Annotated in this window: 16 protein-coding genes; 6 read left to right on the top strand and 10 right to left on the bottom strand. The window is 30.6% G+C overall.

What is annotated here, in order from left to right; translation table 11 throughout:
* Positions 1 to 225: 225 nt before the first annotated feature.
* A complete protein-coding gene (locus tag BS621_RS04260) occupies positions 226 to 1347 on the bottom strand; it encodes a trypsin-like peptidase domain-containing protein (protein WP_077142663.1) in 1122 nt (373 codons plus the stop codon).
* Positions 1348 to 1516: 169 nt separating this feature from the next.
* Between BS621_RS04260 and BS621_RS04255 the strand changes: the two genes are divergently transcribed.
* The 3 genes from BS621_RS04255 to BS621_RS04245 all read left to right on the top strand — a co-directional run bounded on the left by BS621_RS04255 (position 1517) and on the right by BS621_RS04245 (position 2405).
* Complete coding sequence (locus BS621_RS04255; RefSeq protein WP_077141935.1) at positions 1517 to 1780, top strand: DUF2973 domain-containing protein; 264 nt, start codon at positions 1517 to 1519, stop codon at positions 1778 to 1780.
* Between the two features lie 24 nt (positions 1781 to 1804).
* Entirely contained in the window at positions 1805 to 2188 is a 384-nt protein-coding gene (locus BS621_RS04250; RefSeq protein ID WP_025924047.1) for a hypothetical protein, read from the top strand.
* A gap of 70 nt (positions 2189 to 2258) precedes the next feature.
* Entirely contained in the window at positions 2259 to 2405 is a 147-nt protein-coding gene (locus BS621_RS04245) for a high light inducible protein (protein WP_012006908.1), read from the top strand.
* A 4-nt stretch (positions 2406 to 2409) separates the two neighbouring features.
* Here BS621_RS04245 and BS621_RS04240 read toward each other — a convergent pair whose 3' ends face one another.
* From BS621_RS04240 to BS621_RS04220, 5 genes are all read right to left on the bottom strand, one after another.
* Positions 2410 to 2751 (bottom strand): hypothetical protein, encoded by a 342-nt coding sequence (locus BS621_RS04240; protein WP_077141934.1) that lies wholly within the window; start codon positions 2749 to 2751, stop codon positions 2410 to 2412.
* Between the two features lie 11 nt (positions 2752 to 2762).
* Positions 2763 to 3677 (bottom strand): YihY/virulence factor BrkB family protein, encoded by a 915-nt coding sequence (locus BS621_RS04235; protein ID WP_025922022.1) that lies wholly within the window; start codon positions 3675 to 3677, stop codon positions 2763 to 2765.
* 90 nt (positions 3678 to 3767) lie between these two features.
* Complete coding sequence (locus BS621_RS04230) at positions 3768 to 4568, bottom strand: inositol monophosphatase family protein (RefSeq protein ID WP_077141933.1); 801 nt, start codon at positions 4566 to 4568, stop codon at positions 3768 to 3770.
* A gap of 2 nt (positions 4569 to 4570) precedes the next feature.
* Entirely contained in the window at positions 4571 to 5998 is a 1428-nt protein-coding gene (locus tag BS621_RS04225; protein ID WP_077141932.1) for a TolC family protein, read from the bottom strand.
* 25 nt (positions 5999 to 6023) lie between these two features.
* Positions 6024 to 7403: a TIGR03279 family radical SAM protein gene (locus BS621_RS04220; RefSeq protein ID WP_077141931.1), complete on the bottom strand. Its 1380-nt coding sequence runs from the start codon at positions 7401 to 7403 to the stop codon at positions 6024 to 6026.
* Between the two features lie 178 nt (positions 7404 to 7581).
* On the opposite strand from BS621_RS04220, the gene BS621_RS04215 reads away from it, so the two are divergent.
* Together BS621_RS04215 and nadB are read left to right on the top strand one after the other, a co-directional pair.
* The gene (locus BS621_RS04215; RefSeq protein ID WP_077141930.1) at positions 7582 to 8349 is read left to right on the top strand and encodes a DUF3120 domain-containing protein; all 768 of its coding nucleotides are present in this window, start codon (positions 7582 to 7584) and stop codon (positions 8347 to 8349) included.
* Positions 8349 to 10016, top strand: a complete 1668-nt coding sequence (gene nadB / locus BS621_RS04210) for an L-aspartate oxidase (protein WP_077141929.1) — start codon at positions 8349 to 8351, stop codon at positions 10014 to 10016. The genes BS621_RS04215 and nadB overlap by 1 nt, the downstream gene beginning before the upstream one ends.
* Here the strand turns inward: nadB and BS621_RS04205 are convergent.
* A complete protein-coding gene (locus BS621_RS04205; protein WP_077141928.1) occupies positions 10006 to 10941 on the bottom strand; it encodes a vitamin K epoxide reductase family protein in 936 nt (311 codons plus the stop codon). The two genes, nadB and BS621_RS04205, sit on opposite strands and share 11 nt — an antisense overlap.
* Before the next feature lie 105 nt (positions 10942 to 11046).
* Here BS621_RS04205 and rimO point away from each other — a divergent pair, with 105 nt between their 5' ends.
* Positions 11047 to 12411, top strand: a complete 1365-nt coding sequence (gene rimO, locus BS621_RS04200) for a 30S ribosomal protein S12 methylthiotransferase RimO (RefSeq protein WP_077141927.1) — start codon at positions 11047 to 11049, stop codon at positions 12409 to 12411.
* A gap of 3 nt (positions 12412 to 12414) precedes the next feature.
* On the opposite strand, the gene petL is transcribed toward rimO, so the two are convergent.
* The 3 genes from petL to BS621_RS04185 form a co-directional block, all read right to left on the bottom strand.
* Entirely contained in the window at positions 12415 to 12507 is a 93-nt protein-coding gene (gene petL, locus BS621_RS04195) for a cytochrome b6-f complex subunit PetL (RefSeq protein ID WP_011375671.1), read from the bottom strand.
* Positions 12508 to 12571: 64 nt separating this feature from the next.
* Complete coding sequence (locus tag BS621_RS04190) at positions 12572 to 12958, bottom strand: DUF4346 domain-containing protein (RefSeq protein ID WP_077141926.1); 387 nt, start codon at positions 12956 to 12958, stop codon at positions 12572 to 12574.
* Positions 12959 to 13017: 59 nt separating this feature from the next.
* Positions 13018 to 14172 (bottom strand): peptidogalycan biosysnthesis protein, encoded by a 1155-nt coding sequence (locus BS621_RS04185; RefSeq protein ID WP_077141925.1) that lies wholly within the window; start codon positions 14170 to 14172, stop codon positions 13018 to 13020.
* Between the last annotated feature and the right edge of the window lie 15 nt (positions 14173 to 14187).

Genomic DNA, 14187 nt, shown 5'->3' with positions numbered 1-14187 from the left:
ATCACTCATTTATCTTTACAGAGTTTACCTTCCCTTATTAATCTTAAAAATACAAAAATAGTTTTTAATAATTTAAATGAAAAATTACGATTTCCAAGAAAAACATTTGCAAATTTCTGATCCTATTGAAAGTTATTTTGAATGCATTACTACCTGTGATATAAGGGATGGTAGATGTATTTCCAGGTGTGTGGAAATACTTAAACAGAATGACAATTAAATCTTTTAGTTTTTTTCTAGATTAGTTATATCAGTTGGTATTACTTTTAATTGAATAAATTTATTTCTACGCTTCAATAATATATTTACTTGTTTATTAATACCGTTTTTACTTATTTGGTCTATAACGTCTGATGCTGTTTCAATATTTTTATTGCCGACTTTAACTATAGTATCTTCTATCATGATTCCACTCTTTTCAGCTGGGCTGTTCGGTACTACATATCCAACTTTTACGGAATTATTTTTGCTCTCAGAATTCTTTTCTTCTATTAGGCTAATCCCGATCATGGGATGTATTACTTTTCCATTTTTTATAAGTTGATAGGCAATTTCCTTAGCTTTATTAATTGGGATTGCGAAACTCAAACCCGCTCCTGGACCTGATCTTATCAACGTATTAATACCAATTACTTCTCCCTCGCTATTCAATAGTGGTCCTCCAGAATTTCCAGGATTAATAGCAGCGTCTGTTTGTATCAATTCAAGCTTTTTATCATATATTCCTAATTGATTAACGTTTCTATTTAGATTACTAATAATACCAAGGGTCACTGTGTTTTCCAGTCCAAATGGATTTCCAACTGCTATGGCCCAATCTCCAACTTTAATCTTTGCCGAATTGCCCAATTTTGCTTTTGGCCAAGGTCCTTTCCCTTCAATTTTTAGAACTGCTAAATCAGTAAAAAAGTCTTGCCCTATTAGTTTTGCTTCAAATTTTTTGCCATTGGTTAAACCAACAATCACCTTATCTGATCTATTCACAACATGAGCATTGGTCATTATGAGTCCATCTGCAAATATAAATCCACTCCCTTGGCTTTGCTCTATCCTAGGCCGATTGTCATTAGGTAAATCTAACCCAAAAAATCTTTCAAAATATGGGTCAATAAATAGTTGAGAATTTCTAGGAAATTTTCTTTTTTTAACATATCTTTGAGTATCAATTGTCACCACAGCTGAACCGGTTCTTTCTACAGCTTTAGTTATAAAAGATTTGTTTGAATATAAATTAACTTCATTAATTTTTGGTTTACTTAATGGTTGGGATATTACTTTTGCAGGATATCTAATGCCTACTGTAATTAATGAAGTGACTAGTAATATCTTTTGGATGTATCTTTTCAATTTTGATTTTTGAAGTTCTGCGAGGGATTTAATACACCACACAAGTGTAATTTAAATATAACTACTAATTAAATTATTTGAATCTAGAGAATAATTTAATGACTTAAGCTAAATTTCTTTTTTTCGGGCTATGATATTAAAAAATATAATTAACTAATTTATAAGCTTAATGACTATTTTATTTCCAATTATATATTCTGCGGCCTTAACTTATTTAGTTTGGAAAGCTTTTAAAGTGATGTCTAATGGCTGGGGTATATCCGATAATAATAATAAACGTTTCAGTACTTCCAGTCTTAAACAAAAAAAGTACACAATACATCCTGAACTTTTAGATAAATCAGGAAACATAACTGAAGAGGAGTTATTAACAGTAAGATTTTCGAACGACAATGACTCCACATTAGAAGAGAAAGGTTCAACAACTGATTAATCAAATTACATCTAAGGAAAAAAATTGGAATTAAGAACAAAAATTGTTTCAGCGGTATTAAGATCTCTAAAGTTGCCACCAAGGTTTCGTTTAAAAATGGTTAAAGAAGATCCAGTTAGACTTGAATTAAGTCTTACCCCTTCTTACGGTAAAAATCCAGTTATCGTTGGTATAGTTGAGTCTTTAGACTTAGTCGCGCGAAGAGATAGAGAAGGTAGATTACCCAGAGATCTTCAAGGGACTTGGGACTGGACTGTAAGGCATGGAAAAGTTAGTACTGGTGGTTGGAATCCTATGTTAAAAGAAGCATTGCAAACAATGTTTGACACAGGATTGCCAGCAATTGTTTATGAGGAATTAACTGGAGATGAGTATCGACCTGTTGATGGTGTAAGACATGTTAAATAAATAATTGATTTATTTATCATAAATTCTTCCTTAAAACGTTAAAATGATTTGATAGATAATCTAGTTAATTATGAATAATGACAATCAACCAAGATTTGGCTTTGTAAATTTTGCAGAAACCTGGAATGGCCGTATGGCTATGATGGGGATTTTGATTGGTCTTGGTACTGAATTAATTACTGGACAAAGTATTCTTAGACAAATTGGAATTGGTTAATATTTTACTTTACTTCTTCTGCTTTCACTTCAATGGTACTTTCACTAGGTTTTTTATCTAATTGACTACTCTTCTTTATATTTTCTAAATCTGCCCCACAATTCATGCAGGTTTCACTTAAACCTAGTGATATTGCTCCACAATTACTGCATGTATTAATTTTAGATTTAAAAGAATTAAAACCTATAAACATTAAAGCTAATAATAGAAGAGGAATTAAAAATAAAAGAAGTAGGATATTTCCAATAAAGCTAATGAAAAAGTTTAATCCAAAAATTGGAATAACGATAAGTATTATTAATGAGTAGGTAAGAAGATTTTTATTTGCTTTAAGAAAATAATTCACCTTAGTTATCCTTATCTATGATTTCTTTTTTTATTTACTAAAGTCATATTAGCAATTACTACGCTCCAACATTGTCCAAAATATAAAATCACTCCTAATAGCCATACCCACAAAGTAAGTACAAGAAAACCTCCAATAAAACCGTATGCTTGAAATCTTGCTCCAAGTGAGAGAATACTTTTACTTACTGCTAGGTTCAAAGTAGTTAGGCCAATTCCAATAAGAAAAGATCCAGGCAAAAGTGGTTTCAATGGTACTTTTCTACTGGGTAAAAGTGCTTGTAATAAAAGAGCCATTAAGGAAAAGCCAATTAGTGGTATTGCAAACTGACCAACTTGTAATAACGGCAACTTTAATAGTAAATCGGAAATTAGATTATTAGATTTTGAAAGATTTTCTAAAACGTTACTTGGGATCATCCTAAGATTTGCACTAATTTGATCTAGTACCATTAAAAAACCAATAAAGAATACTATCAAAAAGGCTTCAACTCTATTTCGGAGAAACTTCGAAGCTTGCACTCTCCAAGCAGCATTAACTTTTTTAGAAGGAATTTCGTCCTCCCAGAGCCTATCCGAACCTCTTTGAAGAGATAGATATGCATTTCCTGCTGTAAATAGCAAAAACATAGCCCCAAGAATTCCTGCTCCAAAACCTTGATCTATCAAATTAAATAATGTTGTCTCTACTAATTCAACTACTGAAGGAGGTAAAAGTTGAGCAGCAATGGCAATTATTTGTTGATCTAATCCTTCTTGTTTTCCTAGGAACCATGAAGCTATTGAAAGAGAAATTAGAAGGATGGGAAAAAATGATTGAAGTGTGTAGTATGCAAATGCAGCGCTTAAATCAACACAATCAGATTTGTTCCATCGCTCACAAGCTCCCCATAAACTTTTCAGTATCCATGTTGAACTTCTCTGCATATTAATTTTCTTCAAATATTTATTTATTTACTTAATTTTTATTGTATCTGATTAAGAAATTTTTCAAGCAATTTTTTATTTATGATGCAACTATTTTTCTAATAATAAATTGCCCCATGGCTTTAAAATTTCAAATTTTTCTATAGATCTACACGCAATTAATGGAAAATTAACATTGCTCAAGTCTTCTCCAGACACTAAATTTAAAGGATCTGTTTCTAACCACTTTATAGAACAGTTGAGTTCTTCTAATAGCAGCCAGGCTGCTGCAATATCCCATATCTTAGGGGTTGATTCAATTGCTCCGAAAGTTTGTCCCATTGCTACACTCGTAAGATTTAAACTCGATACACCTAAGAGTCTGATTTTGCCTGGAAATACTGAATTTGGTTTTTTTTGTAAAATTTTTATTGATCTACTACATAATGAAATGCACTCACTTTGACGATTATTTTGTCTAGGATCTATTCGCTGGTTATTCAACCAAACCCCTTCACCTTTTATGGATACAAACTTTTTTTTCAATGTAGGAATTATTAAAAAAGAAGATTGTGGTTTACCATCAACGAACCTTGCTACAGATATAGACCAGTAAGGAATACCGGCAGCAAAATTTGTTGTCCCATCGAGTGGATCGACCACCCAGTAAGCTTTTGAATTTGGAATTAACTTTTGCCCTTCTTCACTAAGGACGCCCTCACCTGGAGCTATTGAAGCTAAGCCATCTACGATTGTTTTGTCACTCCATAAATCACAACTTGTTAATAATGATCCATCTGCTTTATTGCTGGCACTAATATTTCCAAAATCTTTTGTTTGACGTTGACTAACCAATTCAAATAAAGAATCTAATTCACTTAGTTGCTTATTGGTTAAATTTGGTGGATTCATCTTTATATATTGCAAATAGACTCTGTATCCTTAATTTTAGTATTATTCCTATCTAAACAATTATTACTTTTAGCAAGGAAAGTTAATCTTTCTAATTCATCTATATTCAGATTGTAATTATATATTGCATTAATATTTTTTGATTTCGCATTACTTAATTCACTTTGCCTAATAAGAACATCTTTTAGAGTTGATATTCCAACATCATATCTAAGTCTGGAAAGCCTTACAGACTCTTTGCTAGATTCAATTTCTTTGAGAGAAGAGATTATTTTTTCTTCATTTAATTTAAGATTTAAATAAGCTTTACTAATATTTGTTGTTAAAACATTTTTTAGATTTTCATAAGTATATTTTTCGGCTTCTGCATCTGCTATTTTTGATTTGTAAGAGTTCTTATTTTGTCCGCCATCAAAAATACTCCATGCAAAATTTAGACTTATGGTATTTGTATAATTAGATCCAGATTTTTCAGAGTCGATATTAGTTGCTAAAGAGTCACCCTTTGAAAATGTACTAGATAATGAATTACTGATATAGATATTTGGCTTATTTTGAGCTAAAAAGCTCTCTGCTTGGCTCTTTTTGATTGATTTTTGAAGAATAAGATTTTTTAAGGAAAGATTTTTATCCAAACCTTCATTAATATTTTTATTCAATTTATGATTCCAAAACCCTATAAGGTTTTGCTCTTTATTAGTTTCGAAATCTCCCTTAACATTAAGAATTTCTTTAAGAGAAATTTTATTAATTTCATGTTCAATTTTCTTTTCATTAAGTGATTGTTGATCTCGAGAGAATTGAGCTTCTGCTTCAAGAACTTCAAATTTTGTACCAATTCCAGCATCTAGCTTCGCTTTAGCATTTTCTAAACTTGTAATAGATAAATCAAGTGTGAATTTTTTATTTTGAATATCTTCATATGATTTTTTGTATTTGTGATATCTGATTCTTGCTTCTTGAATTAAATCTTTTTTCTTAATCTCATAATTATTTTCTGCAATTTTGTAATTTGTTTTGGCAATTTTAATTTCATATCCTCTTAGCGGGGCAATTACATCCCATTTAATATTCAGGGAGGGATTAGCCGTAAATTGTGATGTTTTTAAAGTAGCTGAACTGCTACTGTAATTTTTACCTGCGACATATTTTGGTATCCCATTGGCTTGAAAATTTAAGGATGGGTATCTTTTGGCAATTTGACTGGAAAGATTAAAGCTTGCAGAGGCTACTAAGTTTTGTAATGATTTTAATTCTTGATTATTTAATACAAGTTTTTCTATTTCTTGATAATCAACAAAAGTAGTATTTGATTTTTCTTCTAAAACATTATCAATGTAATTTTTTGTTTCGCTCGATAGAATATTAAAGGTATTCATACTTAATGTAAGCGGCAATAATAAGAAAGGATTTATTACTCTTCTAAGCATGTTTTATAGTTTCGAAAATATTCGATTAACCAATCAAAGTATTAATAATATCATTTGAATCATCAAGAACGTGAATTTTAGTATTTATTTGATTCTCAACTTCTTGAATATTTTTATCATCTAAAAATAAATCAGTATTAATTTTTAACATAATAGATGGTATGTAAACAGCTTCTCCTAAATCCTTATTTTTCAGCCCGTAAATTAGATCTTCTCCAGTAAGAAGACCTGTAACAACTTGATCTTGGCCCCAATAAATACTTGGCAAACCATATAAATTAATTGTTAATCCATTAATTAAGTTTAATTTTTTAACTGTAGGAATTAGGGCTTCATAAACTAATTTACCAACAATCCAACTAACTTTTTTTGGCTTTTTTACTTTTTGGGGTAGGTTTTGAGTCTTCTCTTTTAATGTTTCTAGAAAGTTTCTAATAGTCCCAACTCCATTGGATTCCTGTGGCATATTTTCGTAGGTTTTGTAACTAGGTAAGTTTGTCCCAGCAATTAAATACCATTCGTCTGCTAGCCAACAAAAACGAGTCCCAAGAGTATTTTGTAGAGAGGCTTGAATTCTCTCTACTTGTTTAATAGTTTTTTTGGCGTATTCTGGGCTTATTGATTTCAATCCATCATTTTCTGGTCTAAATTTTGTAAGTCCTACAGGAACTATTGCCACTGAAAGTACTGTTTGAGAGGTTTTTTTGTAGAATTCAGCAAGTTCCAAAATTGATTTCTCAAGAATATCCCCATCATTAATATCTGGACAAACAACTATTTGAGCATGTATTTGAATAGAGTTTTTTTCAAACCACGAAATTTGATCAAGTATCACTCCTGCTTTTTTATTTTTTAATAATTTTTCTCTTGTGGCGGGATCAGTAGCATGAACTGAAATAAAAAGTGGGGATAGTTTTTGCAAAGCAATCCTTTCCCAGTCTTCTTTTTTTAAATTCGTAAGAGTTAAATAAGAGCCATATAGAAAACTTAATCTATAATCATCATCTTTTATGTAAAGGCTTTTTCTTTTACCACTTGGCTGTTGATCAATAAAACAAAATGGACATCTATTATTGCATTGCTTTATTGAATCAAATAATGCATCTTTAAAATTTATACCTAAATTAACGTCTTGATCTTTTTCAATATTTATATTGTGAATCTCATGATTTTTATCTAAAACTGATATGTCTAAAATTTCTTCACTAATCAGAATTTGATAATCAATTAAATCTCTTGGTTTTTTCCCATTAATACTAATTATTGAATCACCTTTTTCAAATCCGATTTCTTCAGCAATAGAATTAGCTTCAATACTTTCAATTTCTGCAGGGTTTATTTTATAAGTAATATTAGGAACCAAAAGATCAATGGGATCTTCCTTGTAATTAATTTCTTGCCACACAATTTAAGGCCAAATACTCTTATTTATATTTATTCTAAACTTATATATGATTCAAAGTGTATTAAATACTTTTAAAAAACTAAATATAGGTGTTAAATTATGGGCCTTTTATTTATTAAAATATGGCATTCGCAGTTTTCTAAAACACGATTTAGATTAATTAAAATTACCTTTTTCATTGAAAGAATTAATTACAAAAAATTTAGAAGTAAAAGATAAATTCAACTATGAATCCAACAAGAAAGTTGATTCATACGAAAATAGTTTTTTATCAAATCCTATATCTTTAAGATTGTGGTCTTCTTTTTTTGTAATTTTACCTATTTTTGTTCAAGCACCTTGGGTTAGGTTAGAACCAATAAGTGCTCTTTGTTTTACTTTTGTTATTGCCTTAGTGGCAATTGTTTTGAATCAGAAAGGATCAAATAAGTGGTTTATTGTCAGTTCATTATTACTTGGTATATCAGGTAGTTGGCTTGGTGGATGTTTGTTCTGGGGATGGTTAAGCCCATTTCCTATCCTACACATACCTGTTGAAGCTGTAGTGCTCCCATTAGCTTTAATTGGATTTGGTACTAATTGGAAAATAGGTTCAAGTTTTTATATCTCTTCTTTATTTGGAACCGCAGTCACTGATATTACAATATTTTTAATCGGAATCATGGATCAATGGAAGCAGGTAATTACAGCAGATTCTGAAAATGCACCCATGATTCTTCAAAAAACTTCAGAGAGTCTTATTCAAATAAAATCATTATCTATTATTGTTTTTGTTGCTCTTATACTCTGGTTTATTTCAAAAGAAATTTTAGATTCTGGCACAATTAATACTACTAGTGGTAAAGCACTCTTAGTTTTTGGTTACGTAGTTCAAACGACATTAATTGTTGATGGTATTTTTATTGTTTTAGCAATTCTGCAACCAACTTTTAGTGGATTGGTTTAATGTTAAGGCCTCCATTTTCGCAAGAACTGATACCAATAGATAATTGGGATGTAATCGTTATAGGCGCTGGAGCTGCTGGCCTTATGACTTGTCTTGAATTACCCTCAAGTTTAAAAGTGCTTCTTTTAAATAGAAATACTAGTAAGGTATCTTCCAGTAGATGGGCTCAAGGCGGAATTGCATCTGTTGTTAGACAAGATGATTCATTTGATCTTCATGCTGAGGATACTTTAAAAGCAGGTGATGGACTATGTGATTTTCAAGCTGTAGAAATGCTAGTTAAAGAAGCTCCAGGTTGTGTAGAAAGGTTGCAGAATTTAGGGATGATTTTTGATCAAAGTTCTGATCAACTAGCTACTACCTTGGAAGCAGCCCATTCACGAAGAAGAGTCTTACATGTTAAAGATCGTACTGGACGAGCATTAGTTGAAGTTCTAGAAGATCATATTGAGAATCAAAAAAATATTCTTCACTGTAGAGGTGTAAGAGTAACTGAACTTCTCATTGAAAATAAAGAATGTAGAGGAGTTCAGGTTCTTGATGGAGCAAATTTATATTGGATTAAATCTAGAGCTGTTGTTTTGGCTACAGGTGGGGGTGGGCACTTATTCACAAATACAACAAATCCTGCTCAATCCTCTGGTGAAGGTATTGCTCTTGCATGGAAAGCAGGAGCTGCTATTGAAGATTTAGAGTTCGTGCAATTTCATCCAACCGCTTTAAAATTTTATGGTGCACCTTGCTTCTTAATATCTGAGGCACTTAGAGGGGAAGGAGCGATATTAGTTGATAAAAATGGTGAAAGTCCTGTTAAAAATCTTGAAAATCGTGATCTAGCTACTAGAGATCAGGTAAGTAGAGCAATTATGAAAAATATGCATGATAATAATGCAGACCATGTTGGCTTAGATCTTCGGTATATTGATCCAGAAAAAATTGTAGAGCGCTTCCCCACGATCTTGAGTCGATGTCAGGATTATGGCGTTAACCCTTTAAATGAGGTTATTCCCGTAGCTCCTGCAGCTCATTATTGGATGGGGGGTGTTAAAACTGATCTAAATGCATCTTCAACAAGAAAAGGATTATATGCTGTTGGAGAAGTTGCTTCTACAGGTGTGCATGGTGCTAATAGACTGGCAAGTAATTCCCTGATGGAGTGTCTTGTTTTCGCAAGAAAAATGTCTTCAATTGTTTTGAATGACCTTTCTAAATTTGAACAACTTGATAGATCATTTCAAGAGTTTGATATTGAAGATCCTAAAGAAGATCAAATTTCTATAATTGCTGAAAAAATTGATGAACTAAGAAAACTATGTTGGTTAAATTTAGGTGTATCTCGAAATAAGGTAAATATGAGTAAATTTTTAAATTGCATTCAAAATGATATAGATAAATTAAATACAAATGATTTACTAAATTGTCTTGAAAAAATAAAATTTGATCAAAAAGTAAAACTCAGTGAACGTAATAGAAGAGCATTAAATCTTTTACTTGATTTAAAGAATAGACAAATAACTACTATTACTTTATTAAAAGCTTGTCTATTTAGAGAAGAAAGTAGAGGAGGGCATTATAGAGATGATTTCCCTGATAAAGAGAAAAATTGGGAATGCCATACAAGACAACAGTTAGATCAAAAAATTCAAAAAAGATTTATTAAAAATTAAGATCTCCCTGATAGTTTGTTTTTGTAGCTAATTCATTTAAGTCACGCGTGCCACTAATAATTTCTCCATTTATTTCCCAAGAAGGAAATCCACTGATTCCTTTCGTTTGGCATAGCTCATACTCATTATCTTTTCCATCTTTGGCACACTCAACAACTTTTAATTCTTTAACTGCTTCCTTACCAAATAATTGTTTCTGATCATGGCAATGCGGGCACCAGTATGCACTATACATAACAATATTGTTATCACTTAAAAATTTTGCAAATTTTATCTTCTGGGGAGAGCTTGAAGTGGTAATTATTGGTGATACATTTTCAGTGGGGTTTGCAACATCAATAGCATTAGAGGGGTCAACATTTGTTGACCAAATTAGGCCCCCCAGCAGGACACTAATTGCTACAATAAAACCTCTAAAAATCATTGGTTCTCTACTTTCGAACTTTGCTCCAATCATAGAAATTATAAAGATAGAAAACGATAAAATTGCTGAAAGTATACAAAAAAAGCAATATGCTTGAATCTTAAAGAACATTATATTTATCAATAAAAAGCTAAATGTTGATGACGCACAAGAAATTAGAAATATTAACCACCATAAAAACTTATTTAATTTTTCTTTTGGGGAAATTAAATTAAGCGAGAGTATTATTGTGAAAACTAATATTGAAAAATATGTTATAAATCCAGCTAATGAGAGAGGGACATTAACTTGATTATTTTCATATAAAGTACCCCATGGACTATTTAAAACTGTTTCACAACCATTTTGTATCCCGGGGCATGAAAGCGAAGTAAATAATCCCCAGTTTTTTAAAGTAATCGAACCTGTATCAACTATGCCTATAGTGCTAAGAATTGCGATTATGATTTTTGGCCATTTCAAATCTTTTTTATTTCTTCTGTTTAGAGTCTTAAGGGCCATACAAAAAGAAAGTTTGTTATTTACATTATCTATCCTAATATTATCTAGGCATGACAGTTATATACGAAATGCTTTTTAAATCTTTTAATTCTTATTTTTCAAGTTGTGAAACAAAATAGTCTCATTGTAAAAGAAAAAAAACTATCTAAGGTTGCATTTAGTCATGTCGGTTGTGAGAAAAATCTTGTTGATACTGAACATATGCAAGGTTTATTAGATAGAGAGGGTTATGAAGTTGAAAGCAATATAAATGATGCAAATGTTGTTGTTGTAAATACTTGCAGTTTTATTGAAACAGCTAGAGAAGAATCTATTAGAAAAATTCTAGAATATACAAATCAAGGCAAGGAAGTAATAGTTGCAGGCTGTATGGCTCAGCATTTTAAAGATGAGCTCATAAAAGAAATACCTGAAATAAAAGGTTTGGTTGGAACAGGAGATTATCAAAAAATAGCCAATGTTTTAGACAGAGTAGAAAAAGGGGAAATCGTTAATGAAGTTTCAAAAATTCCTGAATTTATTGCAGATGAGGAAATGCCTCGTTTTGTAGATAAAAATAAATTTGTTGCTTATCTTCGCATTGCTGAAGGCTGCAACTATAATTGCGCTTTTTGTATTATTCCTAAGTTGAGAGGTCCTCAAAGAAGTAGAACAATAGAATCTATAGTTTCAGAAGCCAAAAGTCTTGCAAAAAATGGTATTCAAGAAATCATATTAATTAGTCAAATAACAACTAATTATGGTCAAGATATTTATGGAAAACCATCATTAGCAAAACTTTTGAATGAGCTTTCTAAAGTTCCAATTCCATGGATAAGGATACATTATGCTTATCCAACAGGTTTAACTAATGAAGTTATTAGAGCTTTCAAAGATTCAAAGAATATCGTGCCTTACTTTGATTTGCCACTTCAGCATAGTCATTCAGATGTTTTGAAGAGTATGAATAGGCCTTGGCAAGCTTCTTTGAATGAATCAATTTTGGAGAAAATTAGAGAAGAAATTCCATCTGCTGTATTAAGAACTAGTCTCATTGTTGGTTTCCCAGGAGAAAAAAAAGAACATTTTGAACATCTTCTGGGATTTTTGTATAGACACAAATTTGATCATGTAGGAGTGTTTATTTTCTCTCCTGAGGACGGAACTGCAGCTTTTGATTTACCAAATAGAGTATCCCAAGAGGTTGCAGAGGCAAGAAAAGATAATGTTATTTCAGTTCAACAAAATATCTCTAAAGATAAAAATCAGGCATATGTTGGTTCTAAAATGAAAGTTTTGGTAGAAAAAATATCAGATAACAACGAATTAATAGGTCGGTCCTACAATTTCTCTCCTGAAATTGACGGAAATGTGATTTTATCTATAAATACTAAAAATGATTTGAAAAATTATATTGGTAAATTTGTTGAAGCAAATATTTCTTTTGCGGATGAATATGATTTGTATGGAGAGATTATTAAAATTTTGTAGTTTTTAAATTAATTTAACTGCTCTTAAGAGCTTATCTAATGCGAAAGCAGCTCCAAAACCAAAACCAATAAATGCAAAATAGAAGATGATGTTCATTAATTTTTTTATTTTTATTTAATTTAACATCAGATGAAAAGATTAGATTTTTTCGTTTAATTTCTTAATCTTGGATATATGGTAATTTTTTGTATAAACATTCTTCTGCTTTTTGTAGTTCCCGGCCTAAATATAGAGCATGATCGAATCTTGTTATTAAGTCATTTCTTTCTTCAGTGATCAATATTCCAAGTTGTTTCGCACTAATTCCTTCAAAAACTTCATTACAAACTCTTTTATTTTGAGAGTCGCACTTAATTGGTTCATTTGTTTCTGGGTCAAGCGCATATCCCTCATCATTAATATTATTTAGGAAGTGCTCTAAAATTATTTTATTTTCTTCTAAATCTACTTTTATAATGAAATAACCGTTTGGATCTAAGTCTATATATCGGTTAGATAGATTATTATCAATCTTTATTTTTTCATCTAAACTTTGACTTGAATCCATTATTAGAAGTTAATAAAAACTATATTACTAATATAATCTTTATAAAAGCCATATAATTTTTATTTAAAGGGTATAGAATTATTCTCAAATTCAATTCCCTTCTCGGTTTGTTTATTAACTTCATTTAGCCAAGGATAAATTATATTTTCCATATTTTTGTCAAACCACTTATGCAAGCTAATAGTGCTTTTTGCAAAAAAACCTCTCCGCCTTTTATGTTTACCACCTGCTCCAGGATCAAAAAAATGGATATTATTTTTTATTGCCCATTCAATTGGCTGGTAGTAGCATAATTCAAAATGTAAATTAGATATGTCTTCTTGAGTACCCCAATATCTACCCCATAAGTTTTTTTTATTCTTAACGCACATCGACATAGCAAAAATATCATTTGAATCATTTTTTGATGCGCTAAAAAGTAAGATATTTTTTTTATTAGCAACAATTTTTTCGAAAAATGTAGATGTTAGATATTTACTTCCCCAAACTCCCCACCTAGAACAATGCTGTTCATAAAAATTATGCATTTTTTTGAGGATTTCTTGGTTGATATCATCTTCATTAAAAATTTCTACTTTAATATCTTGTTTAGTAATTGATTTCCTCTCTTTTTTGATATTTTTTCTCTGATTAGAGTTAAATCTGCAAAGAAAATCATCAAACGTCTTTTCTCCATTACTCCTCCATTCACTGCTGGAATTTATCCATTTATGGTATCCCAAAGATTTAAGATAGTTGCCCCAGCTTTCGTCAATATATAAAAAATTACAACTTAGAATTTTGTTTGTAATCGCAAAGCTTTCGATATGGTTTATTAGTAAATTTGTAATTTCTTTCTTATCTTCATTTTTTTTATAAAGAAATTGATATCCATTTACAGGACTATAAGGACTCATTCCAATTAATTTAGGGTAATAATTTAAATTCAGCTCTTGAGCCAATCTTGCAAAGGATTGATCAAAAATAAATTCTCCATAGCTATGATTTTTTAAAAAAAGTGGCGCAATTCCTAATATTTCTTCATTTTTATAAGCAACAAAATATAGAGGTTGCCATCCAGTTTCTCTTGAGACACTTTTTGATATTTCAAGGTTTTTAAGCCAAGTCCATTCATAGAATGGATTATTGATTTCATTTGTTAATTCATTCCATATCTCCTTGGAGATTTCCTTGATTGAAAATTTGACTTCAACTTTATGTATTTTTTGGTTCATTTATTATTGAATCTA

This window comes from Prochlorococcus sp. RS04, assembly GCF_001989455.1.
In the GTDB taxonomy this organism is placed as follows: Bacteria; Cyanobacteriota; Cyanobacteriia; order PCC-6307; family Cyanobiaceae; genus Prochlorococcus_A.
This window is presented reverse-complemented; position numbering and strand designations above follow the sequence as displayed.

What these genes read in the sequence shown, in the direction of transcription:
- BS621_RS04235 (WP_025922022.1), bottom strand. Translation starts at nt 3,677, where the DNA reads ATGCAGAGAAGTTCAACATGGATACTGAAAAGTTTATGGGGAGCTTGT.
- BS621_RS04255 (WP_077141935.1), top strand. Translation starts at nt 1,517, where the DNA reads ATGACTATTTTATTTCCAATTATATATTCTGCGGCCTTAACTTATTTA.
- BS621_RS04205 (WP_077141928.1), bottom strand. Translation starts at nt 10,941, where the DNA reads ATGGCCCTTAAGACTCTAAACAGAAGAAATAAAAAAGATTTGAAATGG.
- BS621_RS04230 (WP_077141933.1), bottom strand. Translation starts at nt 4,568, where the DNA reads ATGAATCCACCAAATTTAACCAATAAGCAACTAAGTGAATTAGATTCT.
- nadB (WP_077141929.1), top strand. Translation starts at nt 8,349, where the DNA reads ATGTTAAGGCCTCCATTTTCGCAAGAACTGATACCAATAGATAATTGG.
- BS621_RS04225 (WP_077141932.1), bottom strand. Translation starts at nt 5,998, where the DNA reads ATGCTTAGAAGAGTAATAAATCCTTTCTTATTATTGCCGCTTACATTA.
- petL (WP_011375671.1), bottom strand. Translation starts at nt 12,507, where the DNA reads ATGAACATCATCTTCTATTTTGCATTTATTGGTTTTGGTTTTGGAGCT.
- BS621_RS04185 (WP_077141925.1), bottom strand. Translation starts at nt 14,172, where the DNA reads ATGAACCAAAAAATACATAAAGTTGAAGTCAAATTTTCAATCAAGGAA.
- BS621_RS04190 (WP_077141926.1), bottom strand. Translation starts at nt 12,958, where the DNA reads ATGGATTCAAGTCAAAGTTTAGATGAAAAAATAAAGATTGATAATAAT.
- BS621_RS04245 (WP_012006908.1), top strand. Translation starts at nt 2,259, where the DNA reads ATGAATAATGACAATCAACCAAGATTTGGCTTTGTAAATTTTGCAGAA.